Origin of the sequence: Neptuniibacter sp. PT8_73, from assembly GCF_047778045.1 — a bacterium.
Classification (GTDB): domain Bacteria; phylum Pseudomonadota; class Gammaproteobacteria; order Pseudomonadales; family Balneatricaceae; genus Neptuniibacter.
This window is the reverse complement of the sequence record NZ_CP180545.1, coordinates 2,271,465-2,284,706: the sequence shown is the minus strand read 5'-3', so window position 1 is coordinate 2,284,706 and position 13,242 is coordinate 2,271,465. Positions and strand designations below refer to the sequence as shown.

Sequence of the window (13,242 nt, the reverse complement as noted above, 5' to 3'; positions counted from 1 at the left end):
TGGATGGAACTTATTGGTTTTTGATGAATCACAAAGCCGGTAAATTGTATCCTGTACCAAATTTTTAGAGGGAAGTGCTGTGGTCGAAAAAATGTCGATCTGGAGTCTAGTTGCCGACGCAAGTATCGTGGTTCAACTAGTAATGTTAATGCTTTTATTAGCGTCAGTGCTTTCTTGGGTGATGATCTTTCAGCGCCAATCGGTGTTAGGTAGTGCGCGTAAATCACTACGTAACTTTGAAGATCGCTTCTGGTCTGGTGTCGATCTTGGCCAACTTTTCCGAGAGATTAATCACGAACCAAATTCTGACTGTGGTGCCGAGAATATATTCCGCGCAGGCATCAAAGAATACACGCGTCTAACTCAGCAAGCAGGTTATGATCCAGATTCAGTCATGGACGGTGTGCAGCGTAGTATGCGTGTAGCGCTAGCGCGTGAAGAAGATAAGCTAGAAAAGCACCTGCCATTCCTTGCAACTGTAGGTTCTACCAGTCCTTATATCGGCCTTTTCGGTACAGTTTGGGGGATTATGAACTCCTTCCGTGGTTTGGCGAATGTTCACCAAGCAACATTGTCAGCTGTAGCACCTGGTATCGCTGAGGCTTTGATCGCTACAGCGATTGGTCTATTTGCTGCGATTCCAGCCGTAATTGCTTATAACCGCTACTCTGCGCAGGTTGAGTATTTGTTAGGTAACTACGAAACCTTTGCTGACGAATTCTCTTCTATCTTGCATCGTCGTATGCACGCATCCAACTAAGCGGGTGTGATCGATGATCAGACGGCATAAGAAAAAACGTAAGTTAAACGCTGATATCAATGTAGTGCCTTACATTGATGTCATGATGGTGCTCTTGGTGATCTTTATGGTTACGGCACCCATGCTGACGCAAGGCGTTAATGTTGATCTGCCTAAAGCAGCGGCGGAGCCTGTCGATGACGAAGATAATGAGCCGGTTATCGTGACGGTTAATTCAGAAGGTGAATACTTTATCGATATTGGTGGTGACCCTAAAGAAGCGGTTACGGCCGATGTTGTTCAGGATCGTGTGGCTAAAATTTTAGCAAGTAACCCTAAGAAAATGCTGCTGGTACGCGGTGATCGTAATGTGAATTACGATTCAGTTGTGCAGTTGATGGTTTTGCTACAGCAAGCAGGCGCGCCGAGCGTAGGCTTGGTGACGGAGTAGGGTTTGATTTTGCGACCGGGTAGTTATCTTCTTCCTACAGTCCTTGCTGTCATACTTCATATCTTTGTTGTGGTTTTGTTGGCACAGAGCTGGTTTGAGCACAAAGAGGAGGCGCGCAAAGTCCCTCGTCATGTTCAGGCGCAGATTGTCGACCTGACCACGCTATCTGCTCAGCGCAAAGAAGCCTCTGAAGCTAAGGCCAAGCAGAAGGCGGATCAAATCCGGAAAGCTGAAGAAGATAAGAAGCGTAAAGCGGACGAAAAGCGCAAGCAGGAAAAAGCTAAGAAAGAAGCTGAAAAGAAAAAACAGCTAGAGAAAAAGAAAGCTGAGGCTGAAAAGAAGCGTAAAGCTGACGAAAAACGTAAAAAAGAAGCAGCTAAAAAGAAAGCTGAGCAAGATCGTTTAAAGAAAGCTGCAGCTGAGAAAAAACGTAAAGACGCTGAGAAAAAAGCGGCCGCAGAGAAGAAAAGAAAAGCTGAAGCAGCAGCAAAAAAACAAGCAGAAGATAAAGCCCGTAACGAAGCACTGATGCAGGCGTTGCAGGCGGAAGAGGCGGCTCTGCAAGCTGAAGAACAGCGTGCTGCTGCTATGAGTTATGAAGCGTATATCGTTTCCCAGATTACCCGTAACTGGCGTCGATCACCGACTGCGCGAAATGGTATGGTAGTAGAAATTACCGTACATTTCTTACCATCAGGTCGAGTGAATGATCTGTATGTAAGTAAATCGAGTGGTGATGCTCGCTTCGATAACGATGCTTTACGTGCGATTGAACGTGTACAAGTATTTGAAAAACTTCAGGAGATGGATTCGGTTGTGTTTGATCGATACTTCCGTAAGCGTGTATTGCGTTTCCGTCCTGAAGATCTACGGAATTAAGCCTGTTTTAAATTGGTATGGCGGCTATGTGTTTAAGGAGAACTAAATGAACAGATTTTTACAGCGAGTTATAGCTACATGTGCGCTGTTGTTTTCGGTTTCCGTAATCGCTGAAGGTGATTTGGCTATCGAAATTACCCAAGGTATTGATGAGCCAACGCCGGTTGCTGTAGTGCCGTTTTCTTGGGATGGTAGTTTCGCTCTGCCAGAAGATATTGCACAGATTGTATCTGATGACTTGGGCCGTACCGGTCTGTTCTCGATGATGGATCGCCGCAATATGCTGAGCTTTCCAAACAAACGTGATCAGGTTTACTTCCGCGATTGGCGCGTGAGCAAAACTGAGTTTCTATTGATCGGTCGTCAGCTGCCATCTGAAGGTAAAGAGCTAAAAGTAGAGTTTGAGCTATACGATGTACTGAAAGAGCAGCAGTTACTTGCTGAGCGTGTATCAGGCAGTCAGGCTAATATGCGTGATATCGCACACTATATCTCGGATATGGTGTACGAGAAGCTAACAGGTGTTCGTGGTGCATTCTCGACTCGTATCGTTTACGTAACGGCTCAACAGTTTGGTGGTGGTAAAGGTCGTTACCGTTTGAAGATGGCTGATTCCGATGGTGCCCGTCCAATCACGATTCGTGAACAGAGCGAACCGCTGATGTCTCCGGCTTGGTCTCGTGATGCGTCTAAATTGGCGTATGTGTCTTTTGAATCCGGTAAGCCTGCTATCTACATTCAGTATTTAGCAACAGGTAAGCGTGAAAAGGTTCAGTCGTTCCGAGGCTTGAATGGTGCGCCTGCTTGGTCACCTGACGGTAATAAACTTGCGATAGTGTTATCTAAAGATGGTAACCCTGAGGTTTATGTTCTAGATCTGCGTTCTCGTAGCCTGGCGCGAATTACTCACCATTATGGCATCGATACGGAACCTTCTTGGTCGCCTGATGGTCAGTCACTTATCTTTACCTCTGACCGTGGTGGTCAGCCGCAGATCTATCGTATTCATCTTCCAACACGTCAGTTAGAGCGTGTAACTTATGAAGGTAACTATAACTCCCGTGGTCGTTTGACTCAGGATGGTCGTTTCTTGGCGATGGTTCACCGTGGCGTAGATAACGTATTCAGAATTGCAGTTCAGGATCTTAAAACAGGTCGTTTAGATATCCTGACCGATACATTTTTAGATGAGTCCCCAACCATTGCGCCTAATGGCAGCATTATTCTGTATGCTACGCAAAAAGGTGTAAGAGGGGTCTTGGGCGGCGTTACCTTAGATGGTGGTGTGCGCTTCATTTTACCGGCAAGTAGTGGTGATGTTAGGGAACCAGCATGGAGCCCCTACTTGCAATAAAAGTTTATAGACATTAACTTATGTTCAGATTTGGACATGGCGGCATTCAATAATATTTTGCTTGCTGGGAAGACCAGCAAATATACAGGAGTGATCAATGCGAGCTTCCAACGTAACTAAAGCAGCTGCACTAGCGCTATCCGTAGTATGGGTAGCAGGTTGTTCTACAGGTGGTTCATCTACTGAAGGTGGCGCAACTACAGGTACTGATACTGGCACTACACAAGGTGTTAATCAGGGTTCTGTTTCTGGCTCTTCTATGTCAGATGTTGCTAACCTACAGACTGTTTTCTACTTTGATTTCGATAAATCAGTAGTTAAGGCAGGCGGTTTTGCTGATCTAGAAAAGCACGCAGCATACCTAGCAGCTAACCCATCTGCTCAGGTTGTACTGGAAGGTCATGCCGATGAGCGTGGTACACGTGAGTACAACATCGCACTAGGCGAGCGTCGTGCTAAAGCGGTTTCTCGTTTTATGCAGGTTAATGGTGCATCTGCTTCTCAGATCGAAACTGTTAGCTTTGGTGAAGAAAAACCAGCGATTTTGGGTCACAGCGAATCTAGCTGGAGCCAGAACCGTCGTGTGGAACTGAAGTACGTAACTCGTTAATTTATGACTTCGAACTCTACCGTTCTTTCTACTGCATTAGCGCTGGCGATCAGCGCTAATGTTGTAGCAGAAGAAGTGCCCGTTATTGAGTTGGGTGTTGGCGCTTCGCCTGCCAATGTTCAACAACCTTCCTACAACGCTCACTCGGCTTCTAAAAACAGTGAACTGATACTTATTGTCCAGCAGTTGCAGGACGAAGTGCGTTCTCTACGTGGTCAAGTAGAGCAGCAAGATTACCGTCTAAAGCAGATGGAACGCCAGCAGCTAGAACGCTATCGCGATTTAGATGGCCGTATCACCGCTTTAAGGGATCCAGCTTTAACACCGCCAGCAACAACTGGTCAGATAGGTGCTGATAACGCGCCTGTGTTAGAGGGCGATTCGTCGGTATCTAGACCGCAAATGCCAGCAGATGTAGCGCCTCTAGCGCCATCAGCGGGTGATGCGCAGGCTTATCGTGAAGCCTTTGGTCTGGTTAAGGTGAGAAACTTCCCAAAAGCGGCTGAAGCATTTTCTGCTTTTGTGAAGGATTACCCACAAAGTGTACGTTTGCCTAATGCTTACTACTGGCTAGGTGAGATTCACTTAGCAGAGCAAAAGCCTGAACAGGCGCGTGAATCATTCGTGCAGGTGTTAACTCAGTTCCCAGATAACCCGAAAGCACCGGATGCAGCGTATAAGCTAGGTATCATCTACAATCAATTAGGTGACACAGCTAAGGCAACCGAATACCTTGATCTGGTAATCAATAAATACCCTGATTCTGATGCGGTTCGCTTAGCTAAAGAGTTTAAGCGTCAGCTCTAATCAATCTTTGGAATACACATGAATTCTTCTGCTTCAAAAAAAGCAGTGGTGTTGCTGTCTGGTGGTCTGGATTCGGCAACAGCGCTGGCAATGGCTGCCGAACACGGCTACAGCTGTTATGTATTGAGCTTTGATTACGGTCAGCGCTCTTTAACTGAGTTAAACGCGGCTAAGAAAATTGCCAAGCAACTGAATACAGCCGAGCACCGTGTCATTCGTCTTCACCTAGAAGACTTTGGTGGTTCAGCGCTAACAGACCACAGCATTGACGTACCAGAAGAGGAAACCGACGAAATTCCGGTGACCTACGTTCCGGCACGAAATACAGTATTTATGTCCTTAGCGTTAGGTTGGGCTGAAGTACTGGAAGCTGATGCGATCTTTATTGGTGTAAACGCAGTCGATTACTCCGGTTACCCTGATTGCCGTCCAGAATATATTGCAGCCTTCGAAACCATGGCTAACCTTGCGACTAAACGTGGTGTTAGTGGCGATCCAATAAAGATCGAAACACCATTGATCGACTTAACCAAAGAAGAGATCATCCAAGAGGGTACTCGTCTGGGTGTTGATTACGGTTTGACCGTTTCTTGCTATCAAGCAGACGATGAAGGCCAGGCATGCGGTGCATGCGACAGCTGTCGTTTGCGCGCAAAAGGCTTTGTTGATGCAGGCTTGGAAGATCCAACCCGATATCAATAAAAAAGCCTTGCTTTTGCATTAAGGATACGTAAAATACGCGTCCTCTGTGTGGGTCGTTAGCTCAGTCGGTAGAGCAGTTGGCTTTTAACCAATTGGTCATAGGTTCGAATCCTATACGACCCACCACTTAAAAACTCCAGCCTATGTGCTGGTTTTTTTATGTCTGAAAGATGCTCGTTGTATAGGATGAGAACCGTTAAAGGTTCGATTCGGAAGGCGAAGCCTGTAGAAAACAGCGGAGCTTGCGACGCTGGCCCGAAGGGCAAAGTAATCCTATACGACCCACCACTTAAAAACTCCAGCCTATGTGCTGGTTTTTTTATGCCTGAAATTCAAACGCTACGCGTTTAAGTTGCTAGTACGACTTCGTCTATAGAGCGCTTCGCTCGTTAGTTGTTAGAAAAATCTTGACTCGCTTTTCCTATGCAAACGTAAAATCCTGTCTAGCCACTAGCCACTAGCCACTAGCCACTAGCCACTAGCCACTAGCCACTAGCCACTAGCCACTAGCCACTAGCCACTAGCCACTAGCCACTAGCCACTAGCCACTAGCCACTAGCCACTAGCCACTAGCCACTAGCCACTAGCCACTAGCCACTAGCCACTAGCCACTAGCCACTAGCCACTGATTTAAGTAACTTCTAGCCGCTCGTATCTCTATGCTATACTACGTCCCCTAATTTTTATCTGGGTGATCCTCAGGTAATAAAGCTACCTAGGTGAGCAGGTAGTCGATCAGTACAACTTATGAGTATTACGTCACATGTTGAGCCAACAGGATATTTCAGATCGCATCCTCGTGCAGGAGCACTTCGCTAAAGAACACTTGCCTCTAGATATGACTATGGAGCAGGTTGAAGAGTATAAGCAGAAGATCAAAAAACTGCTTAAAGAGAAAGATGCTTGTCTGGTAGCGCACTATTACACTTCAGCCGTTTTGCAGCAGTTAGCAGACGAAACCGGTGGCTGTGTTTCTGACTCTTTAGAGATGGCGCGTTTTGGTAATGCTCATTCCGCTAGCACCTTAGTGGTTGCGGGCGTTAAGTTTATGGGTGAAACGGCTAAGATCCTTACGCCAGAAAAGCGCGTAATTATGCCAACAATCGAAGCGACTTGTTCACTTGATATTGGTTGTCCAATCGAAGAGTTCTCCGCATTCTGTGATGCTCACCCAGACCACGAAGTGGTTGTTTATGCCAATACTTCAGCCGCTGTAAAAGCGCGTGCCGATTGGGTAGTAACATCTAGCATTGCGCTACAAGTGGTTGAGCACTTGGCTGATCAAGGTAAGAAGATTATCTGGGCGCCAGATAAGCACCTAGGTACTTACGTGCAACGTCAAACAGGCATTGAAATGCTGATGTGGGATGGCGCTTGTATCGTACACGAAGAGTTTAAAGCGCAGGGTATTCTAGACCTTAAAAAGGTTTACCCAGATGCAGCGGTACTGGTTCACCCAGAATCACCAGATTCAGTCGTAGAGATTGCGGACGCGGTCGGTTCTACTACGCAAATTATCAATGCAGCGCGTGATCTGCCAAATGAGCAGTTTATCGTTGCAACGGATAAAGCGATCTTCTACAAGATGCAGCAAGCAGCGCCAGGTAAGCAGTTTATCGAAGCGCCTACGGGCGGTTCTGGTGCAACTTGCCGAAGCTGTGCTCACTGCCCTTGGATGGCTATGAACGGTCTAGAGAGCGTGCTTCACGCACTAGAAACAGGGCAAGATGAGATCCACGTCGATGAGTCTCTAATCGTTGATGCGCGTAAGCCTCTGCAGCGAATGCTCGATTTCTCGGCTGAGCTGAATAAGTAAATGTGAAACCCGCGCAAGCGGGTTTTTTATTGCCCTGATAAAGGGTTTTGAATAAAGTGGTACGTCTACAAGCTAAAGGATTGGGTTTTTCAGGCCATTATGGATAGATCGGCTTCTTTTTTATCTCTCTATTATCTGCATGTAATCCCCGTTTAGCGTTTTTAGTAAATCAGAATTGAGCAGATGCATCTGCAATTTTGCTTTATCTTTTTCGAGTTAATGATGGTTTGGTATGTATTTTTTAAAAACAACTACGACCTTTAATGGTGTTTTTAGTGTTTCTTTATCTGACGAAGCTAGAAAAAGTGTGCCTATACAGCAAATGCCTTTATTTACTTATAGGCACAGTCTTCGTAATACCAATAACAATATAAATTTTATTGATAAAGCAAAGATTGTTTACATTGAGGATAGTAGAGTTGAATTCATGAATTTCCCATTGAAAATAAAGTCTTGCCGAGGGAATAAAATTCCAGACATTTTTACGCGTGTGGATGGATATCATTTAGTGTCCAATGAATTTAAAGATTTTGTTGAGTCGGTTGATCCCAAAACTCATGATTTTTGGGAATCTCATCTCTATGTGGGTGGCGAATTGGTTAAGGGGTATTTTTTAATGCAAATTGGAAGAGTCCTAGATTTTGAGGGAGAGAATATAGATGGCTCTGATAAAAAACGTCTCAAACTGTATGCTGATAAAATAGAATCATCTGAAGGTGTATTGGAAGGTGTGATTGATTTTCCATTTTTTTCTTTATCAGGTATGGAGAAAGGTTTTGTTGTTTCTCAAAAGGTCTTTTCTTTACTCTGCAGTCAAGAATTTTATGGATTTTGGGAAGATGGTAGTGTGAGTGAGAAAAAATACGGAAGTTTGTATCAAAAATTAATTTAGGGTTTGAAGTTTGACTTCAGAAAACCTTTGTAGGTTTGGTTTGTTGGTGTAATTATTTTGTTCATGGGGTTGTGAATGAAAAGGCTTCAGGAAGGATTCTTAGATAAATTGGTGCTTGTCCTATGTATAATTCCAATAGGTATATATTTTATTGTGCTGAAGAATTTTTACTCACCTGAAGATGCTGTCGTTGTTGATAAGTTTTATGAGTACGGCTATGCATCTGCCTCAGACGGCCGTTTTGTTCGAAGTAAAGCGCCTGATTATACGGTCTTATATGATGGTGAAGAGAAGTTGGTTTTTGCAGGTCATTTTGCTTCGCGTATGAACCTGAGTAAAGGTGATGTGGTAAGAGTTATTTGGTATTCCCCTTGTCACGAATGGGTGGTGGAGTGGTCTTCATCCTGTAATAGAGTGATAGCGGTTGGAGATCAAAGTTTTAGTGAAGAATTACAGGAAACCATAGAATATCAGCAGAAGTTCGTAACTTTTGTCTGTTTTATATTGCTGTTACCTTTTTTGATTTTTTGGATCATACATTTTATTCGAAGCCCAGAATAACGAAACTTATCTTTATCATAGTGGATCGCTATCGTGCCTAGATATCAATAATCCAACTTCAACGATTCCCTAATCTCTTTAGCATCTTCCTGTCTTTGCTCTAATCTTGCGCGTTCGGTGCTGCTAATTGTCGGTTCCCTTAGAGCATAATCGATCTGCCTTAAAGCTCTATCCACATTTGCTGTTAGCAGGAAGTATTCAATACGAGCTTCGTGCACGCCGACAATGTCGCCAGCTAACCCGTAGGCTTCGGCCTTTTGTTATTAGAACTTTTTAATTTAAATCGGCGCCTATTTGTCTTAAAGTAAGAGGCCTATCTGCAAATTGACACGGAATGTTGGTTGTTGCTCATGGAGATCTGGAGCGCTTTTCCTTCCTATCATGTTGTTCTGTCGCCTTAATTTGCGTTACTCAGTCTTATTGGGCCTAAACCGCTTCTCTCAAGAGTGAATCAAGCTTGTGATTTTCTGTTGCTAGCTTAGCTGTAATTGCGATTTTAAGTTCCCAAATAAGTCTGAATTTCTTAGTTGCACCACTTGTTAAAGGGACATTATGAATAATCACGACTCTAAAAATATTGAAGAAACTAATCAGCTCGTCAGTGTGGTTGAAACAGCCAATATTGATGATTCCCTGTTCCCTGACACGCAATATATTTATGGCACTGAGGATAATGACGCCCTAAAAGGAAGTGAGGCGTCAGATGCAATTTGGGGTTATGGCGGTGCTGACTTTCTCGATGGAGGGGAGGGGGATGATCATATAACGGGTGGCAAGGGAGATGATTATCTAAAAGGTGGTGCAGGTAGTGATACTTACTATTTTAATCGCGGTGATGGCATGGATACCATTAGTGATGTCTTCCCTAGTGGATCGGATAAATTAGTATTTGGTGAAGGTATTTTACGTGAGCATGTTGAGGTAACAAGCTCAGAAAATGACATCGTATTGAATATCATCGATCCCTCAGGAATTGAAACAGATCGTATTACTCTATCAGCTGCATTTTACTCATCGACGACTAGCTACCGAATTGAGACGGTGCTGTTTGCAGATGGAACAACCCTTACTCACGAAGAGATGTATCGAGAAGCGCAAAAGGTTACTGGCACTGAGGCCGATGATTCTTTAATGGGCACTTCACAAGACGATTATATCTTTGGTTATGAGGGGGATGACCTTTTAGTGGGTGATCGAGGTTCAGATCAACTGACTGGAGGGATAGGAAATGATCGTCTTGAAGGGGGTGGGGATGCTGACACCTATTTTTTCAATCGTGGAGACGGCCAGGATGTGATTGCAGATGTTTCTACCATCGGGGCCGATAAGCTGATTCTGGGTGAAGGTATTCTATTAGATCAGGTTAAAGTCGAGCGTTCAGGTGATGATATTGTTTTAACTATCTCTGATCCTGAGGGTATTGAAAATGATCGTATTACGATCGAAGGGGCATTTGTTTCAACAGATAATTCAAACCGTATTGAAATTTTAGAGTTTTCGGATGGAACTCAAATCACTCATGACGAAATATTTAGGGCTGCCCGAGAAATACATGGATCCTCGGCAGATGATTTTTTGAAGGGGTCTTCTGTCAGAGATTATATTTACGGATATAACGGAAATGATACGTTAGTAGGTGGTGGGGGGCATGACCATATCACTGGAGGGAAAGGTAATGATCGCTTAGAAGGCGGAGAAGGCGGCGATACTTATTATTTCAAACGTGGTGATGGTCATGATGTGATTTCAGATAATTCAGCTTCGGGAGTTGATAAATTGATTCTGGGAGCGGGAATTTTGAGAGAGCAGCTAATCATTGCTCGTGATGGTAATGATATGGTTTTAGCATTTTTGAATCCTGAAGGTGAGGGCGATAGTGTCACAATTGAAAATGCTTATCTTTCGACGAATACCGCTAATCGTCTTGAAACAATAATCTTTTCAGATGGTTCGGAACTCTCATTTGAAGATTACGGTGAAATCAAAAATATCTACGGTACAGAGTTAGATGATAGCCTGACTGGTGACTCCTCTAGGGATTATCTGTTTGGATATGAAGGCAGTGACCTTTTAAAAGGCGAAAGTGGTGCGGATCATCTTTCTGGCGGGCGGGGAGATGATCGATTGGAAGGTGGTGATGGTAGTGATACCTATTATTTCAATCGAGGTGATGGATTTGATGTAATCGTAGAAACTTCAAGCACTGGTGAAGATAGAATTGTTTTTGGCGAAGGCATCTTATTGGAGCATGTTACTGTTTCACGAAATGAATTTAATATTATCTTAGATATTTCAGATCCTGAAGGTGTGGCTACCGACCAAATCACCTTGGAAAATGCGTTCCTACCAAATAGTGACAGTTTTTTAAATTTATCGGTGCAATTCTTTGATGGCACTGAAGTCACTCACAACGATATTTTTCGTGAAGCTAAAAATGTGTATGGCACGGATGCTGATGATCATCTGATCGGATCTCACATCAGGGATTATATGTTTGGTGCGGTTGGAGATGACCATCTTGAAGGTAATGGTGGTGCAGATCATCTGGCTGGAGGTAAAGGTGATGATCGATTAGACGGTGGTGATGGTAATGACACCTATTATTTCAATAGAGGGGATGGTTACGACATAATCAGAGAAGTATCTTCTTCGGATGGAGATACATTGGTACTCGGCGAAGGCATCCTACGGGAGCATGTAACGATCACGAATAACTCGTTTGATATCTTTTTAGATATTGTTGATCCTGACGGTGTGGCTAAGGATCGTATTGCCCTTGCATCAGCTTTTACATCATTTAGCCCTAGGGATCGGATCGAGGCCGTGAAGTTTTTTGATGGCACGGTGATGGATCATGATGAAATGTTCCGTGAAGCTCAAAACAAATTTGGTACAGATGGTGATGATCATATAGTTGGCTCAATTCTAGAAGACTATATGTTTGGGTATGCCGGAGATGACACCTTGATTGGTGATTCCAAAGCAGATCATCTAACTGGAGGAGAGGGTAATGACCGCTTGGAAGGTGGCACTGGGGGAGACTCTTATTACTTCGAAAAAGGATTTGGCAATGATGTCATTCTAGATCTCTATCAACATGGTATTGATAAGTTGATTTTTGGGGAAGGGATCAACCCTGATCACGTTACTATTGCTCGTACTGGCTACGATATAGTGATGAGCGTGAATGATGTGGAAAATGACTCCTCGGATAGTGTTACGCTCGAAGGAATCTTCTCTTATGGAAATGCAGGGAAGTTGAATTTTGAAGCATATTTTGCCGATGGAACAAAATTCACAAGCCATCAAATATTCAGCGAAGCTTTGAATATGCACGGGACCGATGGAAACGACAGTTTAACCGGTTCCATTTTAGGAGATCATATCTTCGGTTATGAGGGTAATGATGCGCTACAGGGTAAGAAAGGAGAGGACGTTCTAGTAGGTGGTAAAGGCAATGACCTATTGGAAGGTGGGGAAGGCAGTGACACCTATCTTTTCAATCGCGGTGATGGCTGGGATGTAGTGTGGGATAAGTCGGATATTGGAACGGATAAAATTATCTTCGGAGAAGGCATCACTAAAGAGCATCTAGAAGTAACTCACTCTGGGGTGGACTTAGTTTTAGAGATTGCAGATCCTCATGGGCAAGCCTCTGACCGCATCATTATTGAGAGTGCTCTATTATCAACAAGCCCAGCGTATCGAATTGAAATAGTTGAGTTTTCTGATGGTTCTCAATTAACGCATGATGATCTTGTCCGGGAAGCTCACACTCTTAATGGTGGTTCAGAAGACGATACCCTGATTGGCTCTTGGGGGGCGGACTACCTATTTGGCAACACAGGGGATGACCTTTTAATGGGCCAAGAGGGTACTGACTTCCTAACTGGAGGTATGGGTAATGATGTTTTGGAAGGAGGGATTGGAAGTGATACCTACTATTTCAATACGGGTGATGGCCAAGATACAGTTAGGGAAACAGTTGATAGCTGGAATGACCAGATAATATTTAGTGATGATCTCCTTACTGAAAATATCTGGTTTAGTCGAGTTGAAGATAACTTACAGATAGACTTCTCAGGGGTTTCTGATCAGATAAATATTGAAAATTGGTACGTAGGTCGGGACCACCAGGTGGAGCAATTTAAAGTGGCTGATAGTGTGTTGGATTATTCCAAAATTGATGCGTTAGTACAGGCCATGGCTGTATTTGATGCGCCTGTTCATGCTGGAGAGATAATTCTTCAAGAGGTTAAAGATCAATTGCAACCTGTTTTAGCAGCCAGTTGGCAGCCAATTAGTTGAGGTTTTTTTAATGATGTAAGGGGGCTATTTAGCCCCTTTTAAACATTGATTAGCTATATAGAAACATTGTGTTTTTATGAGTGATTGTTTACCCTCCTGACTTAAATCAACAAGGATAAGTTG

12 protein-coding genes, 1 tRNA gene and 1 other RNA gene are annotated in these 13,242 nt (G+C 43.9%); 13 read left to right on the top strand and 1 reads right to left on the bottom strand.

Translation table 11 applies throughout. The features are described from left to right. Window positions 1-91 precede the first annotated feature (91 nt). From tolQ to ACMXYN_RS10095, 12 genes are all read left to right on the top strand, one after another. Window positions 92-760, top strand: a complete 669-nt coding sequence (gene tolQ / locus ACMXYN_RS10150) for a protein TolQ (protein WP_415891016.1) — start codon at window positions 92-94, stop codon at window positions 758-760. Window positions 761-773: 13 nt separating this feature from the next. Continuing rightward, window positions 774-1,190 (top strand): protein TolR, encoded by a 417-nt coding sequence (tolR, locus tag ACMXYN_RS10145; RefSeq protein ID WP_415884265.1) that lies wholly within the window; start codon window positions 774-776, stop codon window positions 1,188-1,190. Between the two features lie 3 nt (window positions 1,191-1,193). After that, on the top strand, window positions 1,194-2,069 hold the full coding sequence (gene tolA / locus ACMXYN_RS10140; RefSeq protein ID WP_415891714.1) for a cell envelope integrity protein TolA: 876 nt from the start codon (window positions 1,194-1,196) through the stop codon (window positions 2,067-2,069). A 46-nt stretch (window positions 2,070-2,115) separates the two neighbouring features. Beyond that, the gene (gene tolB, locus ACMXYN_RS10135) at window positions 2,116-3,423 is read left to right on the top strand and encodes a Tol-Pal system beta propeller repeat protein TolB (RefSeq protein WP_415891713.1); all 1,308 of its coding nucleotides are present in this window, start codon (window positions 2,116-2,118) and stop codon (window positions 3,421-3,423) included. Between the two features lie 97 nt (window positions 3,424-3,520). Beyond that, entirely contained in the window at window positions 3,521-4,033 is a 513-nt protein-coding gene (gene pal / locus ACMXYN_RS10130) for a peptidoglycan-associated lipoprotein Pal (protein WP_415891712.1), read from the top strand. 3 nt (window positions 4,034-4,036) lie between these two features. After that, entirely contained in the window at window positions 4,037-4,840 is an 804-nt protein-coding gene (gene ybgF, locus ACMXYN_RS10125) for a tol-pal system protein YbgF (RefSeq protein ID WP_415891711.1), read from the top strand. An 18-nt stretch (window positions 4,841-4,858) separates the two neighbouring features. Continuing rightward, window positions 4,859-5,542 carry a 7-cyano-7-deazaguanine synthase QueC gene (queC, locus tag ACMXYN_RS10120; protein ID WP_415891710.1) on the top strand — a complete coding sequence of 228 codons (684 nt, stop codon included), beginning with the start codon at window positions 4,859-4,861 and terminating at the stop codon, window positions 5,540-5,542. Between the two features lie 50 nt (window positions 5,543-5,592). Next, a tRNA-Lys gene (locus ACMXYN_RS10115) sits at window positions 5,593-5,668 on the top strand. A 39-nt stretch (window positions 5,669-5,707) separates the two neighbouring features. Next, window positions 5,708-5,830, top strand: a non-coding RNA gene (locus ACMXYN_RS10110) — RtT sRNA. 475 nt (window positions 5,831-6,305) lie between these two features. Then, a complete protein-coding gene (gene nadA, locus ACMXYN_RS10105) occupies window positions 6,306-7,358 on the top strand; it encodes a quinolinate synthase NadA (protein WP_415885027.1) in 1,053 nt (350 codons plus the stop codon). A 232-nt stretch (window positions 7,359-7,590) separates the two neighbouring features. Continuing rightward, complete coding sequence (locus ACMXYN_RS10100) at window positions 7,591-8,250, top strand: imm11 family protein (RefSeq protein ID WP_415891709.1); 660 nt, start codon at window positions 7,591-7,593, stop codon at window positions 8,248-8,250. 75 nt (window positions 8,251-8,325) lie between these two features. Beyond that, window positions 8,326-8,811 carry a hypothetical protein gene (locus ACMXYN_RS10095; RefSeq protein WP_415891708.1) on the top strand — a complete coding sequence of 162 codons (486 nt, stop codon included), beginning with the start codon at window positions 8,326-8,328 and terminating at the stop codon, window positions 8,809-8,811. Window positions 8,812-8,855: 44 nt separating this feature from the next. Here ACMXYN_RS10095 and ACMXYN_RS10090 read toward each other — a convergent pair whose 3' ends face one another. Then, window positions 8,856-9,029 (bottom strand): hypothetical protein, encoded by a 174-nt coding sequence (locus ACMXYN_RS10090; protein WP_415891707.1) that lies wholly within the window; start codon window positions 9,027-9,029, stop codon window positions 8,856-8,858. 334 nt (window positions 9,030-9,363) lie between these two features. Here ACMXYN_RS10090 and ACMXYN_RS10085 point away from each other — a divergent pair, with 334 nt between their 5' ends. Further along, window positions 9,364-13,119, top strand: coding sequence for a calcium-binding protein (locus tag ACMXYN_RS10085; protein WP_415891706.1), 3,756 nt, complete (start codon window positions 9,364-9,366; stop codon window positions 13,117-13,119). Window positions 13,120-13,242: the final 123 nt, after the last annotated feature.

What these genes read in the sequence shown, in the direction of transcription:
- tolQ (WP_415891016.1), top strand. Translation starts at nt 92, where the DNA reads ATGTCGATCTGGAGTCTAGTTGCCGACGCAAGTATCGTGGTTCAACTA.
- tolR (WP_415884265.1), top strand. Translation starts at nt 774, where the DNA reads ATGATCAGACGGCATAAGAAAAAACGTAAGTTAAACGCTGATATCAAT.
- tolB (WP_415891713.1), top strand. Translation starts at nt 2,116, where the DNA reads ATGAACAGATTTTTACAGCGAGTTATAGCTACATGTGCGCTGTTGTTT.
- pal (WP_415891712.1), top strand. Translation starts at nt 3,521, where the DNA reads ATGCGAGCTTCCAACGTAACTAAAGCAGCTGCACTAGCGCTATCCGTA.
- ybgF (WP_415891711.1), top strand. Translation starts at nt 4,037, where the DNA reads ATGACTTCGAACTCTACCGTTCTTTCTACTGCATTAGCGCTGGCGATC.
- queC (WP_415891710.1), top strand. Translation starts at nt 4,859, where the DNA reads ATGAATTCTTCTGCTTCAAAAAAAGCAGTGGTGTTGCTGTCTGGTGGT.
- nadA (WP_415885027.1), top strand. Translation starts at nt 6,306, where the DNA reads ATGTTGAGCCAACAGGATATTTCAGATCGCATCCTCGTGCAGGAGCAC.
- ACMXYN_RS10100 (WP_415891709.1), top strand. Translation starts at nt 7,591, where the DNA reads ATGTATTTTTTAAAAACAACTACGACCTTTAATGGTGTTTTTAGTGTT.
- ACMXYN_RS10095 (WP_415891708.1), top strand. Translation starts at nt 8,326, where the DNA reads ATGAAAAGGCTTCAGGAAGGATTCTTAGATAAATTGGTGCTTGTCCTA.
- ACMXYN_RS10085 (WP_415891706.1), top strand. Translation starts at nt 9,364, where the DNA reads ATGAATAATCACGACTCTAAAAATATTGAAGAAACTAATCAGCTCGTC.